Annotated in this window: 20 protein-coding genes; 10 read left to right on the top strand and 10 right to left on the bottom strand. The window is 72.2% G+C overall.

Going from position 1 to position 19,858, the window contains the following annotated elements:
• Positions 1-2 precede the first annotated feature (2 nt).
• From AP234_RS05145 to AP234_RS05125, 5 genes are read left to right on the top strand one after another with little or no spacing between them, the layout of a single operon-like run.
• The gene (locus tag AP234_RS05145) at positions 3-932 is read left to right on the top strand and encodes a DUF58 domain-containing protein (protein WP_055478390.1); all 930 of its coding nucleotides are present in this window, start codon (positions 3-5) and stop codon (positions 930-932) included.
• On the top strand, positions 929-1,876 hold the full coding sequence (locus tag AP234_RS05140) for a VWA domain-containing protein (RefSeq protein WP_055478389.1): 948 nt from the start codon (positions 929-931) through the stop codon (positions 1,874-1,876). Before AP234_RS05145 ends, AP234_RS05140 begins: the two co-directional genes overlap by 4 nt.
• Before the next feature lie 18 nt (positions 1,877-1,894).
• Positions 1,895-2,503 carry a methyltransferase gene (locus tag AP234_RS05135; RefSeq protein WP_055478388.1) on the top strand — a complete coding sequence of 203 codons (609 nt, stop codon included), beginning with the start codon at positions 1,895-1,897 and terminating at the stop codon, positions 2,501-2,503.
• Positions 2,500-3,111, top strand: coding sequence for a TrmH family RNA methyltransferase (locus tag AP234_RS05130; RefSeq protein ID WP_055478387.1), 612 nt, complete (start codon positions 2,500-2,502; stop codon positions 3,109-3,111). The genes AP234_RS05135 and AP234_RS05130 overlap by 4 nt, the downstream gene beginning before the upstream one ends.
• The gene (locus AP234_RS05125; protein ID WP_055478814.1) at positions 3,108-3,911 is read left to right on the top strand and encodes a glycerophosphodiester phosphodiesterase; all 804 of its coding nucleotides are present in this window, start codon (positions 3,108-3,110) and stop codon (positions 3,909-3,911) included. The genes AP234_RS05130 and AP234_RS05125 overlap by 4 nt, the downstream gene beginning before the upstream one ends.
• On the opposite strand, the gene AP234_RS05120 is transcribed toward AP234_RS05125, so the two are convergent.
• Genes AP234_RS05120 through AP234_RS05110 form a run of 3 tightly spaced genes read right to left on the bottom strand, consistent with a single transcriptional unit; the run spans position 3,841 to position 7,171 of the window.
• Complete coding sequence (locus AP234_RS05120) at positions 3,841-5,088, bottom strand: multidrug effflux MFS transporter (RefSeq protein ID WP_063842788.1); 1,248 nt, start codon at positions 5,086-5,088, stop codon at positions 3,841-3,843. The two genes, AP234_RS05125 and AP234_RS05120, sit on opposite strands and share 71 nt — an antisense overlap.
• On the bottom strand, positions 5,085-6,053 hold the full coding sequence (locus tag AP234_RS05115; protein WP_055478386.1) for an aldo/keto reductase: 969 nt from the start codon (positions 6,051-6,053) through the stop codon (positions 5,085-5,087). Before AP234_RS05115 ends, AP234_RS05120 begins: the two co-directional genes overlap by 4 nt.
• Positions 6,054-6,061: 8 nt before the next feature.
• Entirely contained in the window at positions 6,062-7,171 is a 1,110-nt protein-coding gene (locus tag AP234_RS05110; protein ID WP_055478385.1) for a zinc-binding dehydrogenase, read from the bottom strand.
• A gap of 93 nt (positions 7,172-7,264) precedes the next feature.
• Here AP234_RS05110 and AP234_RS05105 point away from each other — a divergent pair, with 93 nt between their 5' ends.
• Complete coding sequence (locus tag AP234_RS05105; protein WP_063842787.1) at positions 7,265-8,662, top strand: amidohydrolase family protein; 1,398 nt, start codon at positions 7,265-7,267, stop codon at positions 8,660-8,662.
• A 4-nt stretch (positions 8,663-8,666) separates the two neighbouring features.
• On the opposite strand, the gene AP234_RS37615 is transcribed toward AP234_RS05105, so the two are convergent.
• The 6 genes from AP234_RS37615 to AP234_RS39120 all read right to left on the bottom strand — a co-directional run bounded on the left by AP234_RS37615 (position 8,667) and on the right by AP234_RS39120 (position 14,577).
• On the bottom strand, positions 8,667-9,257 hold the full coding sequence (locus AP234_RS37615) for a TetR/AcrR family transcriptional regulator (protein ID WP_055478384.1): 591 nt from the start codon (positions 9,255-9,257) through the stop codon (positions 8,667-8,669).
• An 8-nt stretch (positions 9,258-9,265) separates the two neighbouring features.
• Positions 9,266-10,099, bottom strand: coding sequence for an ATP-binding cassette domain-containing protein (locus AP234_RS05095; protein ID WP_055478383.1), 834 nt, complete (start codon positions 10,097-10,099; stop codon positions 9,266-9,268).
• Entirely contained in the window at positions 10,096-11,886 is a 1,791-nt protein-coding gene (locus tag AP234_RS05090) for an ATP-binding cassette domain-containing protein (RefSeq protein WP_055478382.1), read from the bottom strand. The genes AP234_RS05095 and AP234_RS05090 overlap by 4 nt, the downstream gene beginning before the upstream one ends.
• Entirely contained in the window at positions 11,883-12,824 is a 942-nt protein-coding gene (locus tag AP234_RS05085; protein ID WP_055478381.1) for an ABC transporter permease, read from the bottom strand. Before AP234_RS05085 ends, AP234_RS05090 begins: the two co-directional genes overlap by 4 nt.
• Positions 12,825-12,890: 66 nt before the next feature.
• A complete protein-coding gene (locus AP234_RS05080) occupies positions 12,891-14,420 on the bottom strand; it encodes an ABC transporter substrate-binding protein (RefSeq protein WP_055478380.1) in 1,530 nt (509 codons plus the stop codon).
• A gap of 28 nt (positions 14,421-14,448) precedes the next feature.
• A complete protein-coding gene (locus AP234_RS39120) occupies positions 14,449-14,577 on the bottom strand; it encodes a hypothetical protein (protein ID WP_268778012.1) in 129 nt (42 codons plus the stop codon).
• 155 nt (positions 14,578-14,732) lie between these two features.
• Here AP234_RS39120 and AP234_RS05075 point away from each other — a divergent pair, with 155 nt between their 5' ends.
• From AP234_RS05075 to AP234_RS05060, 4 genes are read left to right on the top strand one after another with little or no spacing between them, the layout of a single operon-like run.
• Positions 14,733-15,713 (top strand): alpha/beta hydrolase fold domain-containing protein, encoded by a 981-nt coding sequence (locus AP234_RS05075; protein WP_055478379.1) that lies wholly within the window; start codon positions 14,733-14,735, stop codon positions 15,711-15,713.
• Between the two features lie 6 nt (positions 15,714-15,719).
• Complete coding sequence (locus tag AP234_RS05070; protein ID WP_055478378.1) at positions 15,720-16,724, top strand: phosphotriesterase family protein; 1,005 nt, start codon at positions 15,720-15,722, stop codon at positions 16,722-16,724.
• Positions 16,721-17,803: a phosphotriesterase family protein gene (locus AP234_RS05065; protein WP_055478377.1), complete on the top strand. Its 1,083-nt coding sequence runs from the start codon at positions 16,721-16,723 to the stop codon at positions 17,801-17,803. The genes AP234_RS05070 and AP234_RS05065 overlap by 4 nt, the downstream gene beginning before the upstream one ends.
• Positions 17,800-18,777 (top strand): alpha/beta hydrolase, encoded by a 978-nt coding sequence (locus tag AP234_RS05060; protein ID WP_055478376.1) that lies wholly within the window; start codon positions 17,800-17,802, stop codon positions 18,775-18,777. The genes AP234_RS05065 and AP234_RS05060 overlap by 4 nt, the downstream gene beginning before the upstream one ends.
• Positions 18,778-18,800: 23 nt before the next feature.
• Here the strand turns inward: AP234_RS05060 and AP234_RS05055 are convergent, their stop codons facing one another.
• Positions 18,801-19,784, bottom strand: coding sequence for an aldo/keto reductase (locus AP234_RS05055; RefSeq protein WP_200926232.1), 984 nt, complete (start codon positions 19,782-19,784; stop codon positions 18,801-18,803).
• Positions 19,785-19,858: the final 74 nt, after the last annotated feature.

Here is a 19,858-nt window from a genome sequence, read left to right as displayed (position 1 = left end):
CGATGAGTCTCGAGGTGAGTCCCGAGCGGGCGCTGCGGCGGCTGGAGCTGACCGTGCTGCGCCGCCTCGACGGGCTGCTGCAGGGCCGCCACCAGGGGCTGATCCCCGGGCCCGGCAGCGAGCCCGGAGACACCAGGGTCTACGTCCCGGGCGAGGACGACGTGCGCCGGATGGACTGGGCGGTGACCGCGCGCACCACCGTTCCGCACGTGCGCGATCTGATCGCCGACCGGGAGCTGGAGACCTGGGCCCTGGCCGACCTGTCGGCCAGCATGGACTTCGGCACCGCCGACATGGCCAAGCGCGATCTGGTGGTGTCGGCCGTGGGCGCCATCGGGTTCCTGGCCGGTCGCGTGGGCGACCGGTTCGGCGCCTATGTCCTGCACGGCCACGACGTCCACCGCTATCCGGCCCGGCCCGGCCGGCCCGCGTTGTACGGGCTGCTGCACACGCTGCTGGCCGCCCCCGAGGCCGCGGGGTCGGCCGATCTCGGGCAGGCGATCGAGACGATGGCGGCGGCGCATCTCAAGCGGGGCCTGCGGGTGATCGTGTCGGACTTCCTGAACGGCTCCTCGGCCGAGACGCGGGAGTGGGAGCGGCCGCTGCGCCGCCTGGCCGCCCGCCAGCAGGTGCTCGCCGTGGAGGTGATCGACCCGCGCGAGCTCGACCTGCCCGACATCGGGCTGGTCACGTTCACCGATCCGGAGACCGGGCGCTCGCGCGACGTGCACCTGTCGCGGCGGGTGCGGGAGCGGTACGCCGCGGCGGCGGCCGCCCAGCGTGCGGCCAACCGGGCCGCGCTGCGCCGCGCCGGCGCCGGGCATCTCGTCCTGCGCACCGACCGCGACTGGGTCGCCGACCTCGCCAGGTTCGTGCTGGGGCAGCGGCGCAGCGCGCGGCGGTCGCTCTCCGGGCGGGGGGCGGTGCGGTGAGGTTCCTGTCCCCCGGCTGGCTGTGGCTGTTCGTGGCGCTGGCCGCGCTGGCGGCCGGATATGTGGTGCTGCAGTTCCGGCGCCGCCGCTACACGGTGCGGTTCACCAACCTGGCGCTGCTGTCGCTGGTCGCCCCCGACCGGCCGGCCTGGCGGCGGCATGTCCCGGCCGCGCTGTTCCTGGTGATGATGAGCCTGCTGATCGTCGGGGCGGCGCGGCCGAGCGGGGAGGTGCGGGTGCCGCGTGACCGCGCCACGATCATCATCGCGGTGGACATCTCGCTGTCGATGGACGCCGGGGACGTGCCGCCGAGCCGGCTGGTCGCGGCCAAGCAGGCGGCCCAGCAGTTCGTCGCCGACCTGCCCGAGCGGTTCAACGTGGGAGTGGTGACCTTCGCCAGGTCGGCGGCCGTGGTCGTCTCCCCCACCACCGACCACGCGGCGGTCACGGCGGCGATCGCCAACCTGACCACCCGGCCGGGCACGGCGATCGGCGAGGCGGTGTTCAACTCGCTCGACTCGATCAGGTCGTTCGACCAGCGCGCGGTGACCGATCCGCCGCCGTCGGCGATCGTGCTTTTGTCGGACGGGGACAACACCTCCGGCCGGTCGGTCGCCGACGCGATCGAGGCGGCGCTGCACGCGAAGGTGCCGGTCTCCACGATCGCGTACGGCACGCCCGAGGGCACGGTGAACATCGACAACCGGCCGGTGCTCGTGCCGGTGAACAAGAGCACGCTGAAGTCGCTGGCCGAGGGCACGGGCGGCCGGGCCTACGCCGCGGAGTCGAGCACCCAGCTGCGGGAGGTGTACGCGCAGATCGGAACGTCACTCGGCTACCGGCTGGTGCATCAGGAGATCACCCAGCGGTTCATCCTGGGGGCGGTCGCGGCCGGGCTGCTGCTCGCCGGGGCCGCCATGCTCCTGGGCTCCCGCATTCCGTAGCGTTGGTACGTTTGCCCCGTGGCGCATTACTTCGAGGAGAGTCCGGAGGCGGCCGGCCGGCCCGGCGTGGTCACGCTGGTCCTGCCGGATCTGCATCTGCGGCTGGAGACCGACAGCGGGGTGTTCTCACCGGGCCGGGTCGATCCCGGCACCCGGGTGCTGCTGGAGACCGTGCCGCCACCGCCGGAGGAGGGCGACCTGCTCGATCTGGGCTGCGGCTACGGCCCGATCGCGCTCACCATGGCCGCACGCGCGCCACGGGCGACCGTGTGGGCCGTCGACGTGAACCGCCGGTCGATCGACCTGTGCGCGCGCAATGCCCACGGCGCCGGCCTTGACAAAGTAAGGTCGGTGCACGTGGACGAGGTTCCCGACGATGTCCGGTTCCGCGCCATCTGGTCCAACCCGGCGATCCGGATCGGCAAGCAGGCCCTGCAGGAGATGCTCACCCGGTGGCTGGACCGGCTCACCCCCGACGGCGCCGCCTTCCTCGTCGTGCAGAAGCATCTGGGCTCCGACTCGCTGCAGCGGTGGCTGAACGACCAGGGCTGGCCCGCCGTACGGCTGGCCTCCCGCTCCGCCTACCGCGTGCTGCGGGCCGGCGCCCGGCCGGTGGAGGCCCGATGACCGCCGAACCGACCGCCGGTGGAACGAGCGCCGGCAAGCAGTCCACCGGGCGCAGGCAGCTCAGGCCGACCGACGTGAAGCGGCTCAACCGCACCTGGCGGCGCGGCACGCAGGGCCGGCTCGCGCTGATCCTGGAGTCGGTCACCGGGCCGTTCAACATCGGATCGATCTTCCGTACGGCCGCCGCCTTCGGCGTGGAGACGATCTGGCTGGCGGGCAACGCCACCCCGCCGACCAACCCCAAGGCGCAGAAGACCGCCCTCGGCACCGACCGGCTGGTCGAGTGGCACGAGGCGGTCCCGGCCGTCGAGGCCGTCGGCGCCGCCAGGGAGCAGGGCTTCCGGGTCGTCGCCGTGGAGCTGACCGGCGACGCCGTACCGCTGCCGCAGGCCGCGCTGGACGGCGATGTGTGCCTCCTGCTGGGCGGGGAGGACCACGGCTGCTCCCCCGCCGCGCTGGAGGCGGCCGATGCGGTGGTCTACATCCCCCAGGTGGGCCGGGTCGGGTCGGTCAACGTGTCCATCGCGGCGGGGATCGTGATGGCCGAGGCCCGCCGCCAGGAGTGGGCCGCGCCGTCCCCGTCCCCTGCCTCCGGGGCCCCCTCATGATGCGGGGCTTCGACTTCCTCGACCACCCCGGGCCGCTGGCGTTCGCGCACCGCGGCGGCGCAGCGGAGGGCCACGAGAACACGATGCCCGCCTTCGCCAGGGCGGTCGAGCTCGGCTACACCTACCTGGAGACCGACGCCCACGCGACCGCCGACGGAGTGCTGCTGGCGTTCCACGACCACACCCTGGACCGGGTCACCGACCGCAGGGGACGGATCTCCGCGCTGCCCTACCGGGAGGTGCGCCGGGCGCGCATCGCCGGCCGGGAGGAGATCCCGCTGATCGAGGACCTCCTCGGCACCTGGCCCGACGTGCGGTTCAACATCGACGTCAAGGAGAGCCCGGCCATCCTTCCGCTGGCCCGGGCCATCCGGCGCACCCGCGCCTACGACCGGGTGTGCCTGACGTCGTTCTCCGACGTGCGGCTGGCCCAGGCGCGCCGGGCGATCGGCCGGGAGGTCTGCTCTTCGCTGGGCCCGCGCGGGATCGTCGCGCTGCGCGCGGCGTCGGTCGGCAACGGGTACGGCCGGCTGCTCGCGCGGCTCGCCCAGGCGGGTGTGCCGTGCGCGCAGGTCCCGCTCGGGCTGTTCGGGCTCCGTTTCATCACCCGGCCCCTGGTTCGTACGGCCCACGCCATCGGCATGCAGGTGCACGTGTGGACCGTGAACGACCCCGCCGTCATGGGGCGGCTGCTCGACCTCGGCGTCGACGGGGTGATGACCGACAACATCACGGGCCTGCGCGAGGTGCTGAAGTCGCGCGGCCAGTGGCACCTCGACGGCGACCGTCCGGGCCGCTGACCGGTATCGCCCGCAGGGAGAGCAGGGCGGCGGCGGCCGCGACGGCGATCGTCAGCGTCATGGACAGCGCGGTGGCGCCGCCCAGGGAGACCAGCGGGGGCACCACCGCGCCGGCGAGCCACCCCAGCACGCCCATGAGCGCCGAGGCGGTGCCGGCCCGCTCCCCGTGCGGGGTGAGGGCGAGCGCGCTGCCGTTGGGCGAGACGACCCCGCCGCTGGAGACCATGAGGAACAGCCCGGGCAGCAGCACGGGCAACCCCCAGCCGGCCGCCACACCGCCGAGCGCGACCACGCTGCCCACCGTGCAGACCAGCAGTCCCGCCGCCAGCATCCCGCGGGGGCCGAACCGGCCCACCAGCAGACCGTTGACGTTGCCGGCGAGGACGATCCCGACGGAGTTCACCGCGAAGATCACCGAGAAGAGCCGCGGATCGACCCCGTACTCCTGCTGGAACACGAACGAGCTGAGCGCGATGTAGGTGAACAGCGTGCACGACGACAGCGACATCATCAGGCAGAACCCGATGAAGCTCCGGTCGCGGGCGAGCACGGCGAACTGCCGTCCGGTCGCGCCCAGGCCGCCGGAGTGGCGGGCGGCGGGCGCGAGCGTCTCCCGGACGCCCAGCGCCACCAGGAACAGCAGGACGCCGATGACGGAGAGGGAGACGAACAGCCCGCGCCAGTCCATGAAACGGGACAGCTGAGCGCCGGCGAGCGGCGCGGCCACCGGGGCCAGGCCGCTGACGATCATGAGCATCGAGTAGACCCGGGCGGCGGCCGCGCCGTCGAAAAGGTCACGGACGATCGCCCGGGCGATCACCAGTCCGGCGGCGCCGGCCAGCCCCTGCACCAGCCGCAGGCCGATCAGCGACCAGATGCCGGGGGCGAGCGCGCACAGCAGCGAGGTCACGGCGTACGCCCCCACCCCGATCAGCAGCGGCACGCGGCGGCCCACCCGGTCGCTGAGCGGACCGGCCAGGAGCTGGCCGAGCGCCAGCCCGACCAGGCACATCGACATGGTGAGCTGGGCGAGCGCCTCGGTGGTGCCGAGGTCTCGCCCGAGCTGCGGCAGCGCCGGAAGATAGAGGTCCAGCGACAGCGGTCCGAACGCGGACAGGGCGCCGAGTGTGACCAGCAGGCGCAGCCGACGTGCCCCGCGCGGAGCCGGGTGGGTCACGGCCCCTCTGGGTCGACCACGTCCCGGTCGACCCAGAACGGCTCCAGCAGCGACCTGAGGCGCTCGGCGCCGACCCGCTCCAGCAGCGCCAGGGCGCCGGTGTTGTCGACCAGCTGCTCCATGCGGCTGGCGCCGAACAGCACGGTGCAGGTGGCGGGGTGGGTCAGCGTGAAGGCGACGCACAGCTGGGCCGGGGTGGCGTCGAGCTCGGCCGCGACCCCGGCGATCCCGGCGGCGGCCTCGACGATCTTCTCGCGCACTCCGCCGGGGTCGCGCCCGACCTCTCGCGCGGGCTTGATCTTCCCGGCGAGGATCCCGCCCTCCATGATGTCGGAGGCCTGCAGCGAGATCCCCTGGGCGAACACCTCGGCGAAGGGGGCGCCGTCGGGGATCGACCGCCGGCAGGGGCTGTACTTCAGCTGGGCCAGCTGCGGGCCCGGCGAGCCGGCGGCCAGCGCGTGCCGCCGGATCGTCGTGATCGCGGTGGCCGACCAGTTGTTGACGCCCCAGCAGCCGATGACGCCGTCGCGCTCCAGCTCGGCGAGGTCGCCGGCGAGGCGTTCCAGATCGAGGTCGTCGCGCCGGATGTCGCCGAGGACGGCGATGTCGGCCCGGTCGGTTCCGACGCGGAACAGCGCGCGCTCCAGCTGCTCGCGCAGCGATGTCTCCGGGTAGCCCTCCAGCCAGAGCTTCTCCGACAGCAGGTATTCGTCCCGGTCGATGCCGGCGGCCCGGACGATCGCCGAGAACAGCACGTCGGTGAAGACCGGGGGGTGTCCCGGCAGGCCGTAGACGCCGACGTCGAACAGGTTGACGCCCAGGTCGACGGCGTGGCGCACCATGGCCACGGCGTCGGCGAAGTCCATCCGGTCGTAGGTGTGCCAGGACCCCAGGGACAGCACGGAGGCCTGCGGGCCGTGCGTGCCGATGCGACGCCGGGGGATGATCTTGTTTTCCGCGGTCATCTGACTCCTCAATCCTTCCACGGGTGGATGACGGCCTTGATCTGTTCGAGCCGGGACATCGACTCGATCGCCTCGCTCGCCGCGCTCAGTCCGACGGGCTCGCCGAACAGCTCGTCCCAGTCGAAGCGCCCCCGGAAGGTACGGAGGAACTCCACCGCCCGGTGGTAGTCGCCGACATCGCCGTTCAGCGAGCCCAGGACGGTCAGCTCCTTGCCCATGATCGTGCCCAGGGCGATCGGGTCGGGGCGGGGGCCGGTGCTGCCGACGACGACGAACCGGCCGCCCCAGGCGGCCATGTCCACGGCCTCGGCCCCGACGCCGGGGGCGCCGGCGAAGTCGAGCACGATGTCGGCGCCCCGGCCGCCGGTGGCGTCCAGCACGGCGGCCACGCGGTCGGTCGCCTGCCCGTCCAGCCCGATCGTGACGTCGGCGCCGAACCGGCGGGCGGTCTCGAGCCGGGCGTCGGGGGCGCCGATCGTGATGACCGTGCCGGCGCCGCCCAGGCTCGCCACGGCCGTGGCCACGATCCCCAGGGCTCCGGCGCCCTGGATCGCGACGGTCGAGCCGGGGCGGATGCCGCCGGCCCGGTCGAAGGCGTGCAGGACGGTCTTGACGGCGCAGCCCGCGCCGGCCGCCCAGGTCTCCTTGACGTCGTCGGGCAGCACGACCTTCAGCGCGCCGGGGGTGACGTAGGCGTGCTCCGCGAGGCCCGCCGTGGCGTGCGGCCAGCGGTCGGAGCGCTGGAGGAATCCGTACCCGCGGTTGGCGCAGGCGACCGGGGAACGCAGCACGGTGCAGCCGTAGCAGTGCCCGCAGACCGACTCCGACCAGCCGATGCGGTCGCCCACCTCGACGGGGCGGCCGAGGGCGTCGACGGTGCCGGGGCCGACCGCCTCGACGGTGCCCATCATCTCGTGCCCGAGCACCATCGGCAGCATGCCCGGCAGGGACATGGCGCCGCTCCACAGGTGGACGTCGGTGGCGCACAGCGTGGCACAGCCGATCTTGACGAGCGCCGCGCCCGGCTCGCACTCGGCGGGCAGCGGAAGTTCCTCGATGGTCAGCGGTCGCCCGTGGACGCGTAGGACCGCCGCCCGGGTAGAGGTGGGCAGTGACATGTGTTCTTTCCTCCGATTCGCTACCCCATAGCAAAATCGTATCTGATTCCGTGTACGGTATACGTACCCTAATCTATGGCGAAGAGGTAGAGGTTGCGCAACAGAACCACGGACGACCCCTCCCCCGCGGACCTCGTCCTGACCGGAGGGCGGATCCACACCATGGACTCCGCCGGCGGCGTCGCCGAAGCCATCGCGGTCCGGGCCGGCCGGATCGCCCGGGTCGGCACGGCCGACGAGGTGGCGCCGCTGATCGGCCGGCGGACCCGGGTCGTCCGGCTGCGCGGCGGGTCGGTGCTCCCCGGCATCAACGACTCCCATCTGCACGGCGTCTGGCTCGGCACGATGTGGCCGCACCTGCTCATGGATCAGCTGGCCGGTGGCGACCACCACCGGCAGGACGGGCCGCCGCAGGCGCGCCTGGAGACGAGCGCCGACCGGCGCCGCGCGATCCTGCGCACCGCCGAGCTGCTGGCCTCGCTCGGGATCACCAGCTACACTGAGCCGGGCCTCGGCCCCGGCGAGGACGACGGGCCGAGCGGCTGCTTCGGCTCGGCCGCGCTCGGCGACTACGCCGACCTCGCCACGGAAGGCCTGCTCACCGCGCGCGTCACCGCGCTCATGCTGTTCGGCGAGCTCGACGGAGCGAGCTCGCTCAGCGGCCTGACCGAGGGGCTGCGCGCCTTCACCCCGCCCGCCGACGTACCCGGCCGGTTCCGGGTCGCGGGTGTGAAGATCTTCGCCGACGGCATCCCGCCGATGCGCACGGCCTGGACCGACGAGCCGTACGGCGACGGCACGCACGGCGGCCTCCTCGTCGAGGGGGGCGACGCCGGGGAGCGGGAGGCCGCGCTGATCGCGATGATCGACGCGGCGCACGCGGCGGGCCACCAGATCGGCGTGCACGCGACCGGCAGCCGGACCACACGGGTGGTGGCCGAGGCGTTCGCCGCCGTGCTGAACCGGCGCCCGGGGAACCCCGGCAGGCATTACGTGATCCATGGCGACCTTCTGCGTGCGGAGACTCTGGCGACGATGGCCGCCGCCGGGATCGGCCTGAACACCCAGGCCGAGATCGCGGTGACGACCGAGGACATGCTGACGGCCGCCCTCGGCCCCGGCGTGCTGCCCGAGGCCTGGCCGCTGCGCGACGCGCTGGCCGCCGGGGTCCCGCTCTGCCTGAGCTCCGACGCGCCCGTCCTCACCCCGGACTGGCGGGCCGGGGTCGCGGCGGCGGTGACCCGGCGTGGCCTGGACGGCCGCGTGCGCGGGGAGGCCCAGCGGCTGACGGTCGCCCAGGCCCTGCGGGCGTACACGATCACGCCGGCCTGGCAGGACGGCGCCGAGACCTGGAAGGGGTCTCTCGAGCCGGGCAAGGTCGCCGACCTGTGCGTGCTGGAGGCCGATCCGCTGGAGACGGAGCCGGCGGCGCTCCCCCAGGTCCCGGTGCGCCTCACCATGCTGAACGGCCGGATCGTCTACGAGGGCTAGACCGTCAGTCGGCGACGCGGCGCATGAACCGGTCGACGTAGGAGCGGTACTCGGGGATGAGGGCGCCGTCGGGGAACATCACACAGGTGATGTGCGCTCCGATGGTCATGCTGATGACCTCGCCCGCGAGCTCGTCGATCGCGGGGGCGTCGGCGGGCTCGCCCCTGCCGCGGGTCGCGGAGATCAGGTCGGCCAGCTGGCCGCGCCAGATCTTCAGGTGCTCGCGGTACAGCGTCGCGAGTTCCTCGTTGGCCACCGAGTGCTCCCACAGGGCCAGCAGCACGCGTGCCGATTCGATGCGGTACCCGTCGAGCGGCAGCGCCGCCTCGAGGTAGTGGCGCAGCTCCTCGGCCGGGCCGCCCGACGGATCGCACGCGCCGATCCGCTCGTTCATCGTCTGCAGGACGCTCTGGAACGTGGCCGCGATGATGCTGTCCTTGCTGGGGAAATAGCGCTTCAGCGCGCCGTTGGCGAACCCCGCGGCCGCGGCGATGCTCCGCATGGTCGCGGCCTCGAAACCGCCTCCGATGATGAGCCTCTTCGCGACCTCGACGATCTCTCTGCGCCGCTGGTCGTGATCAATGATCTTCGGCATGTCACACGCTATCCGACGCGAAGTCCGAGCCAGGTCCGCCTGCGCTCCGCCTGTCTGACGGGGTCGGCCACCGGGGAGGCGAGCAGCAGGCGCCGGGTGTAGGGGTGCTCGGGGTCACGAGTGATCCTTTCGTTGTCTCCGGACTCGACGATCTCCCCCTGGTACATGACGGAGATTCGGTGGCAGATGCGCCGCACCACCCCGAGGTCGTGCGACACGAACAGGTAGGAGACGCCGGTCTCACGCTGGATGTCGATGAACAGGTCGATCACCGCCGACTGCGTCGTCAGGTCCAGCGCGCTCACCGGCTCGTCGCAGACGATGAGGCGGGGGCGGCGCACGAGCGCGCGGGCGATGGCGATCCGCTGGCGCTGTCCCCCGGAGAACTCGCTGGGGTAGCGGGTGACGGCGTCCGACGGCAGGCGCACGTGCTCGAGCATCTCGGCCACGGCGGCGCGTGCCTCCTCCCGTGGCGCGCCCGAGGCCGTGAGCGGCTCGGCGAGGATCTGCCCGATCGTCATCGTGGGGTCGAGCGAGCCGTACGGGTCCTGGAAGACCACCTGGATGTCGGCCGCGAGGCGCCGCCGGGCGGCTCCCCTGGCGCGGGTGATGTCCTGACCGGCGAAGCCGATCGTGCCGGAGGTCACGGCGGCCAGCCCGAGGATGGCCTTCCCGAGCGTCGACTTGCCCGACCCGCTCTCGCCGACCAGCCCCACGCACTCTCCCGGCCCGATCGTCATCGAGACGCCCTTCAGCGCCCGGAAGGTCGTCTGCCCGCGGCGGTAGTCCACGACGAGGTCGTTCACCTCGAGCAGCGGGCCGCCGTCGCCGTCCTTCATCATGCCTCCACCGCCTGCCCGGCCTGGTCGTGCGCCGCGTCCAGGTCGATGCGGCTCTCCGTGTCGTCCAGTGATGCGCGGATGAGCTCCGCGGTGTACGGGTCGCCGGGATCGGCGAAGATCCGCCCGACGGGCCCGGTCTCGACGACCCTGCCGTCCTTCATCACCACGACCCGGTCGCAGATGTCGGCGACCACGCCGAAGTTGTGCGTGACGATCACGAGCGCCATGCCGTACTCCTCCTGCAGTTCGCGCAGCAGCTCGAGGACCTCGGCCTGCACGGTGACGTCCAGGGCCGTCGTCGGCTCGTCGGCGATCAGCAGGCTCGGCCGGCCGGCCACCGCTCCGGCGATGAGCACCCGCTGGGCCATGCCGCCGGAGAGCTGATGCGGGTAGGACGCCATGACCCGGTCGGGGTCGGTGATGCCGACCCGGAGCAGGATCTCCCGCGCCCGGCCGCGCGCCTCGGCCTTCGGCAGCCGGTGCACGACCCGCAGCGGTTCGACGAGCTGGTGCCCGATCGTGTAGCAGGGGTCGAGGTTGGTCATCGGCTCCTGGGGCACATAGCCGATCTCCGTGCCGAGCAGGGCGTGCCGCCGGCCACGGGGCAGGGCGCCGATCTCGCGCCCGCCGACCCAGATGCCGTCCGCGGTCGCGCGGCCGCCCACCGGGAGAAGGTCGAGCACGGACAGCACGGTCTGCGACTTGCCCGACCCCGACTCGCCGACGATGCCGAGCACCTCCCCGGGTGCGGCGTCCAGGCACACCCCGTGCACCACCCGCTTGTCGCCGTCCGGCCCGCCGAAGGCGACGCGGAGGTTCTCGATCCGCAGCGCACTGCCCTCGACGGGATGCGCCGGCTCGCCGGTGGGCGCCTCGTCCCCGGCCGCGGGCGCGGAGCCGCGTCCGGCTCTGGTCCCGGGCTCCGCCCGCACGCTCAGCAGGTCGGCCAGGACCGAGCCCATGAACGCCAGCGCCGCGATCGTGATGCCCAGCGCGGCCGACGGCCACAGCAGGATCAGCGGGTGGGTCTGCATGTTGCGGTACCCGTCGTTCATCATCGCGCCCCAGCTTGGGGTCGACGCCGAGCCGATGCCGAGGAACTGCAGACCGGCCTGCATGCCCATCGCGATGCCCCCGGTGAGGGCGGACTGGATGACGATCGGCGCCCGGACCGCACGCAGCATGTGCGCGCGCAGGATCTGGACGTTGGTGAGCCCCGCGACCCGGGCGGCGTCGATGTAGGGCTCCCTGCGTACGGCCAGGGCCCGGGAACGCGAGATGCGGTAGTAGCCCGGCGCCATGAACACCCCAATGGTGATCATGAGCACGGTGAAGTTCGAACCGGTGCCCGCCGCGACGATGAGCAGCACGATCATTCCGGGCACGGACTGCACTCCGTCGCTGATCGAGGAGCAGATCCGGTCGGTCCGGCCGCCGAAGTAGCCCGCGGCCACGCCGGTGGGCACCCCCAGCAGGATCCCGGTCAGGCAGGCGACCGCCGCGCCGTACAACGTGGTGCGCGCGCCGTACAGCAGCCTGCTGTAGATGTCGCGTCCCGCCGAGTCGCCGCCCATCAGGTGATCGGGGCCGGGCGGGGCCTTGGTCAGCGTGTAGTTGACGAAGTTGGGGTCGTGCGGCGCGAGCAGCGGGGCCAGCAGCGCCGCGGCGACCACGAGGAGGAACACCGCCAGCGCGACGACGCCCACCGGCCGGCGCAGGTAGCGCGACCAGAGGCCGCGCCTGGCCCGGACCGGCCGGCCCGATGCGGGGAACGTGTCCGTGGTCACTGTTCACGCACCTTCGGGTTGACCCACCCGAGCACGAGATCGAGCAGGAGGTTGACGATGACGACGAAGACGACCGTCACGGCGGTGAGCCCGAGCAGGATCGGAATGTCGCCGATCTGGGAGGCCGACTGGATGAGGCTGCCGATACCCGGCAGGTTGAAGATGATCTCGACGACGATCGCGCCGCCGAGCAGCCCGACGAACATCAGCGCGAGCACGGTGAGCGCGGCGGGCGAGGCGTTGCGCAGCACGTGCACGGTCACCCGCCACGGGGGCAGCCCGCGCGCCCGCAGCGTACGGACGAAGTCCTGGTTCTGCACCTCCAGGAAGCCGTTGCGCAGTTGCTCCGCGACCATCACGACCGCCCCGATCGCGAGCGACACCGACGGCAGCGTGATCGACCGCAGCCATCCCGTGACGGACTGATCGGGGGACACGTAGCCCACGGCCGGGAACCATCTCAGCTGGATGGCGAACCACATGACCAGGACGAGGCTCACCCAGAACCCCGGCAGCGCGAAGAAGACCACGGAGCCGAGCTTGAGCCCGCGGTCGAGCGTCCCGCCCGGGCGCAGCCCGGTGATGATCCCCACGGCGAGGCCGAGCACGGCCGCCAGCAGGGTGGCGGCCACGACGACCGACAGGGTGACCGGAACGCGCAGCGCGATCTGTTCGGAGACCGGCTGGAGGTTCCGCCACGAGGTGCCGAAATCACCGCGGATCGCGTGCGAGAACCAGTCCCAGAACTGGACGAGCAGCGGCCGTTCCAGCCCCAGCTGCTCCCGCAGCGCCGCCCGCTGGAACGGGGTGGCGCTGTTGCCGAGCAGGCCCGGTGTCGGGTCCCCGATGGCCCGGTGGGCCAGGAAGAACGAACCGCAGGTGACGACCAGGAGGAGGACGAGCCCGGAGAGGATTCGCCGGGCGATGAACTTGAGCATTTCGGACCCCTTCCGCGGTCGCGGCCGCCGCTGCCTCTCGGCCGGCGGCCGCGACCGTGACGCGAGCTAACCGCGCTGGATGAACCGCAGGGTCGGGAACATCATCCCGGTGATCGGGGTCACCGTGACTCCCTTGACGCTGAAGTACGTGTTGTACGCCTGGTACCAGACGTCGTGCCAGGCCAGGTCGACGGCCTTGGCGTTGAACTTGCGCATCAGCTCGATCTGCTCGTCGCCGGTCGCCTCCTCGATCTGGGTGAGGAGCGCCTTCATCTCGGGGAACTCGTCGGTCGAGGGGGTCGGGTTGAACCACTGCTCGGTGGCGAACTGGCCGCTGACCGTCGCCGCCGGGTTGGAGTCCATCGAGATGACGGCCAGGAACATCGGGTAGGTCGGGGCGTTCTTCTGGTAGTCCGGCATCGACACCTCGTCCCAGGTGACCTTGATGCCGAGCTGGCCGAGGGTCTGCTCGGCCGCGGGCTGCCAGGCCTGGAAGATCGGCGACATCGGCATCTTCACGGAGAACCCGTCGGGGTAGCCCGCCTCCGCCATGAGCCGCTTGGCCTTGGCCATGTCATGGGCGTACCGGTCGTTCAGCGCGGCATCGTAGACCTTGTCCCCCTCGGCGGGGAACACCTGGGTGGTCGCCACTCCGGCGCCCTCGGCCACCGACTTCAGGATCGCCGCGCCGTCGAAGGCGTGGCTGATGGCCTGCCGTACCCGCACGTCGCCCAGCGGCTTCAGCCGGTCCCCGGTGCGGTCCACGAACTGGACGCCGACCCAGGAGGCGACCTTCGAGGCGATGTTCCAGCCCTGCTCCTTGGCCTGGGCGTTGTTCGTGGGGTTGGCGAAGCTGACGTTCAGCTGCCCGGACAGCATCGCGTTGAAGCTCGCGGTCTGATCGGTGATCGGGAACAGGCGCACCGACTTGAACGGGTAGGTGGTCTCGTCCCAGTGCTGCGCCTTCTTGGTGAAGACGTACTCCGACCCGGGCGTCGACCGGTCCTTCTCATAGGTGTAGGGGCCCGAGCCGACCGGTCCCGCAGCGAGCGTGCCAGCGTCGATCGCCGCGGGCGAGGCCATCCAGCTGCGGCCGAGGCCCATGAAGTACAGCAGGGCGTCGTCCTTCTTCTTCAGGTGGATCTCGACGGTGTCGGAGTCCACCGCCTTGACGCCGTCGACGTTGAGGTACGCCTGGCCGGATCGGGCGCCGGCCCTGAGGTGTTCGAGGTTCTTCACCACGGCCTCGGCGTCCAAGGGCTTGCCGTCGTCGAAGGTGACCCCCGAACGCAGATCCATGGTGAGCGTCCTGAAGTCGTCGGAGTACGTCCACGACGTGGCGAGCGCGGGGATGGGCTGGGAGTCCTTGTCGAGGGCGATCAGGGGGTCGTAGACCGCGGAAAGGTAGGGGCCGTCGAATCCGATGTCGGCGTTCGCGGGGTCCCAGGATGTGACGTCGAGGAACGAACCGATCTTGAGTTCCTCGACCGCGCCGCCGTCAGCCGATGTGGCGCCGGGGTCGGCGCCGGTGCTCGTGCAGGAGGCCAACGCGAGCGCGATGGCCGCGGTCAGGGCCGCTTTCCAGGTCCTCTTCATGGATCCTTCCTCTCAGGGGCGGGGGCGCTCACGCCGGGTCGACGCGAAGCGGGAAAGGATTGACCTCGTCGTAGCGCTGGGGGGTCCATGGACGAGAGGGGTAGGCGGGGAGGAATCCGCCGCACGCCACCTCGCTGTGCCGGTTGAGTCTACGCATGTGGGCTAAAAACACAATGGCCTATACGAAATCTGATCTGAAAAGAAACGAAGGGGTGGACACGTAAGTCTCCATCTGTAGACTTACGCGCTGTCCTCCCCAGGACGACCGATTCCCATGCGAGGTGTTCGGCACCCTACCCCCAGGAGCAGCAGGTGACCCCCACTCCCGTTCCCTACGATCCGGCACTCGAGCCGGGCCGCGCCGCCATGCTCAGGCTCATCGAGCCGATCCCGCTGCGGGCCGACACGATCACGGCCAACCGCGAGCACTTCGCCTCGATCGTGCCTCCCATCGAGGAGGCGATCGGCGACCGTCCGGTGGCGTACGAGCACGTCACGGTGCCCGGCCCGGCCGGCGCGCCGGACGTGGAGCTGACCGTCCTGCGCCCACGCGACCACACCGGGGACGCGCCGGGGATCTACGGCATCCACGGCGGCGGGATGGTCGTCGGCACCCGCTTCTTCGGCGCGGCCGGGCTGGTGGAGGACGTGCTGCGGTTCGGCGCCGTCGCCGCGACCGTGGAGTATCGCCTGGCCCCGGAGCATCCGGCGCCCGCCGCCGCGGAGGACTGCTACGCGGGCCTGGTCTGGTTCGCCGAGCACGCCGCCGACCTGGGCGTCGACCCGGCCCGGATCATCGTCGGCGGCGCGAGCGCGGGCGGTGGTCTCAGTGCGGCCGTGGCGCTGATGGCCCGTGACCGCGGCGGTCCCGCGCTCGCCGGTCAGATCCTCGACTGCCCCATGATCGACGACCGCAACGAGACGGTCTCCAGCCGCCAGTACGGCGACCTCGGCCCATGGGACGGCGGCAACAACGACACCGCCTGGACCGCCCTGCTCGGCTCTCGGCGCGGCACCGGCGACGTCTCCCCCTACGCGGCGCCCGCGCGCGCGACGGACCTGTCCGGCCTGCCCCCCGCCTTCATCACGGTGGGCGCGGCCGAGGTGTTCCGTGACGAGGCGATCGACTACGCCACCCGGATCTGGGCCACCGGCGGTCGGGCCGAGCTGCACGTCTGGTCGGGCGCCTACCACGGCTTCACGGGATTCTCCCCCGAGGCCGAGGTCTCCCGGGCGGCGGTGGCGGCCCGGGACTCGTGGCTGCGGCGCGTCCTCTCCGTCGATCCCGAGTGATCAGCCATGCGATCTTCGCCTGAGACGGTCGTCACGGTGACCGGCGACATCGCGGCGGACTCCCTCGGGGTGGTGCTCCCCCACGAGCATCTCCTCGGCGATTTCGCCACCCCCTCCGACAGGGCGTTCGACGCGCCGCTCGGCATCGAACTGCTCGGCGAGGTCGGCATGGGCGCGCCCAACAGGGACGACCGGCTGCTCGCCGACGCGGAACTCGCCGCCGGCGAGGCCGCCGCATTCAAGGAAGCGGGCGGCGGCACCCTGGTCGACCTCACATCCATCGGTCACGGCCGCGATCCGGCCGGCCTGCGCCGGATCTCCGCGGCGACCGGGCTCAACATCGTCATGGGCTCCGGCCGGCATCACCCCGCCCGGACCGGAGGACCCGCCGGCCGCGACGCCGAGAGCCTCACCGAAGAGATCGTCCGAGACCTCACCGAGGGGGTGGACGGGGTGCGTGCGGGCATCATCGGCGAGATCGGGGCGCTCGACCCGGAAGAACCCGACGAGCGCGCCGTCCTGGTCGCGGCCGCACGGGCGTCGGCGATCACGGGCGCCGCCATCTCGATCCGCCGTTCCGGCGATCCGGCCGCCCAGCGGCGCGTGCTCGATCTGCTCGCCGGCGAGGGCGCGGACCTCACGCGGGTCGCCGTCGGGCACTGCGACGCGCTCTCCCCGCGCCCCGACGAGCTCGAGCCGCTCCTCGACCGCGGCGTGTTCGTACAGTTCGACGGGATCGGCCGGCTGCCCTCGGTGCTGAGCGTGTCGGACGACCAGGACGTCGCGGCGGCCGTCCTCGAACTCGCCCGCCGGGGTCATGCCGGGCGGATCCTCCTGTCGCAGGGCGTCTGCGCCAAGGTGCGGCTGCTCGCCTACGGCGGCGGCGGTTACGGATTCATCCTCCGGCAGTTCGTCCCTTACCTGAGGATGCTCGGGGCCGACGACGTGCTCATCGAGACCGTCACCGTGCGCAACCCGAGACGGCTCCTCGCCCGGGAGGCGCACTCGTGAGCCGCCATCCCTTCGAGATCCCGAACATCGCCGGCCGGGTGCTCACCGTCGCGGGCCCGGTGGACCCCTCCCGCCTCGGGCAGACGCTCATGCACGAGCACGTCTTCGTCGACCTGAGGCGGCCGCCGGGGTTCCACCGGCCGGGCGAGGACTCCCCCGAGGCCGCCGAGCCGCTCACCCTCGCCAACCTCGCGAGCGTACGCCACGGGCGGCCGAACGCGGACAACGACGTGCTGGGCGACTTCGACGAGATGCTCGCCGAGGTGCTGGCCTTCGCCCGCGCCGGAGGCGGCACGATGGTCGAGGTCTCCCCCATCGGCCTGGGCCGGGATCCCGAGGCGCTGCTGCGGATGTCCCGGGCCAGCGGGCTCAACGTCGTCATGGGCGGAGGCTGGTACACCCCGACCTTCCATCCGCCGGACATGGGCGAGCGGACCGTCGACGAGCTCGCCGACGTCATCGTGCGCGACATCGTGATCGGGGTCGGCGGCACGGGTGTCCGCTCGGGCATCATCGGCGAGGTCGGCGCGGAGTCCGCGCCGCTGACCGACGACGAGCTCAAGAGCGTGCGGGCGAGCGGACGCGCGAGCGGGATCACCGGCGCACCCGTCACCTTCCATGTCGGCGGCGTCGGCGAGGAGAAGCTCCGGGTGCTCGACATCCTGGAGGAGGAGGGCGTCGCCCCGTCGAACGTCGTCATGGGGCACGCCGCGGAGATCCTGACCGATCGGTCGCTCGCCGATCGTCTTCTCGCGCGCGGCGTCTTCGTGGAGTTCGACTTCCTGGCCTCGCCCGGCAGCCCGTGGGGCCATCTCGTCCTCACCAGCGATCACAAGATCGCCCGGGGCATCGCCGACCTGGTCGAGCGGGGTCACGCGGGCCAGATCGTGCTGGGCCACGACGTGTGCCAGAAGATCCAGCTCAAGCGGTACGGCGGCCAGGGGTACGACTACATCCCGCGCCACTTCCTGCCGGCCCTGCGCCGCCTCGGCGTGAGCGAGACGGCCATCCACATGATCATGGTCGAGAACCCGGCGCGTGCGCTCGCTTTCACCGACCCGATGAGGGAGAAGCCATGACGATCACTCCGACCCCCTTCGACCCGGCCATACGCGAGGTGCTCGACCGGATGCCGCCGACGGCGGGGCCCGCGCCCTCGCTCGAGACGATCCCGGCCATGCGCGAGGCCGGCCGGAGCATGTTCACGCGGCCGGTCGCCGACGTGATCGGCGGGCGGGAGATCGACGCCGACGAGCGCACGATCCCCGGGCCCGAGGGCGCCCCGGATCTCGAGATCACCGTGCTGCGCCCGCGGCGCGTGAGCGCTCCCGTCCCGGGGCTCTACAACATCCACGGCGGTGGCATGATCACCGGTCATCGCCATATGGACACCCCACGCCTCGCCGACCTCGTCGAGGAGCTCGGCGTCGTCGCCGTCAACGTCGAGTACCGCCTCGCCCCCGAGCACCCGGATCCGGCGCCGGTGGAGGACTGCTACGCCGGGCTGACCTGGATGTCGGAGCACGCCGCCGAGCTCGGCGTCGATCCCCGGCGCATCGTCGTCATGGGCGGCAGCGCGGGGGGCGGCCTGGCGGCGGGGGTGGTCCTGCTGGCGCGCGACCGCGGGGGACCGCGTCCGGCCGGGCAGCTGCTGCTGTGCCCGATGCTCGACGATCGCAACACGACCGTCTCCAGCCATCAGTACGACGGCATCGGCACCTGGCCGCGCGCGATGAACCTGCTGGGGTGGCGGGCGCTGCTCGGCGAGAAGGCGGGCGACCCCGCGGCCGACGTGTCGATCTACGCGGCGCCGGCGCGGGCAACCGACCTGTCGGGCCTGCCGCCCGCCTTCGTCGAGGCCGGCAGCGCCGAGCTGTTCCGCGACGAGAACGTGGCGTACGCCTCGCGCATCTGGGCCGCGGGAGGACAGGCGGAGCTGCACATCTGGAGCGGGGCCTGCCACGGCTTCGACATCTTCGCCCCGGACCACGAGGTGACCCGGGCCGCCCTCTCCGCTCGCCTGTCATGGCTCCGCCGCGTCCTCAACGGCTGACCGGCCCGGCCGGTCCGGTCGATCTAGTCGGTCCCCCAGGAGGCGTCGGGGCGCACCACGTCGCGGTCGATCCACAGGTCGGCGACGGCGTCGCGCAGCCCGTCGCCGTGCCGGGCCAGCAGGTCGAGCGCGCCCAGGTTGTCGTCGAGCTGGCTCAGCCTGCTGACCCCGAACAGCACGTTGCCGACGGCGCGGTGGGCCAGGCAGTAGGCGATGGCGAGCTGGGCGGGCGTGGCGCCCAGCCGCTCCGCGGTCTCCGCCACGGCCGGGTAGGCCGCCCGGATGCGGTCGCGGATCCCGCCCGGGTCGGCGCCGATCTTCCGCTCGGGGTGCAGCCTGCCCACGAGGATGCCGCCCTCGAAGACGTCGGAGGCCTGCAGACCGAGCCCCGCCCCGTCGAACAGGCGTCCGTACGGCTCGCCCTCGGGCACCGACCGGCGGGCCAGGCTGTACTTGAGCTGGGCGAACGACGGCGGCGTCAGTCTCTCGGCCAGGGCGAAGTCATGGGCCAGCCACACGTCCGCCGCCGACCAGTTGTTCACCCCCCAGGCGTCGAACCGGCCGGCGCGCACCAGCTCGGAGACGTCGGCCACGACGGACCTGATGTCGAGCTCGCCGAAGAAGTCGCCGACCACGACGAAGTCGGCCCGGTCGGTGCCGATCCGCTCCAGCGAGACCTCGATCTGCTCGGCGAAGGAGACCTTGGGGTAGTCCCACAGCCAGAGCTTGCCGCACAGCAGGTAGTCCTCCCGGCGCAGGCCGGCCTCCCGTACGGCCCTGCCGAAGATGACGTCGGTCACCGCGTTCTCGGCGTGCGGGCCGAAGTTGTAGTGGGCGACGTCGAAGAGGTTGACGCCGCGGCCGACCGCGACGCGGATCAGCTCGACCGCGTCGTCCATCTCCATGCGATCCCACGTGTTCCACGAGCCCAGACCGAAGACCGGTACCTGCGGCCCCGCCGCGCCGAGCCTGCGCCGGGGCACCTGACCCGCGTTCCCTGTGTTCACCGTGATCCTCCTTCTAGCCGCTCGAACGCAAATCGTATATCATCTCCAATACTGTTTTGTATCCAAGGAGTGCA

Origin of the sequence: Sphaerimonospora mesophila, assembly GCF_001417795.1 — a bacterium.
Classification (GTDB): Bacteria; Actinomycetota; Actinomycetes; order Streptosporangiales; family Streptosporangiaceae; genus Sphaerimonospora; species Sphaerimonospora mesophila.
The sequence above is the reverse complement of the archived record's forward strand: the minus strand, read 5'-3'. Positions and strand labels throughout refer to the sequence as shown.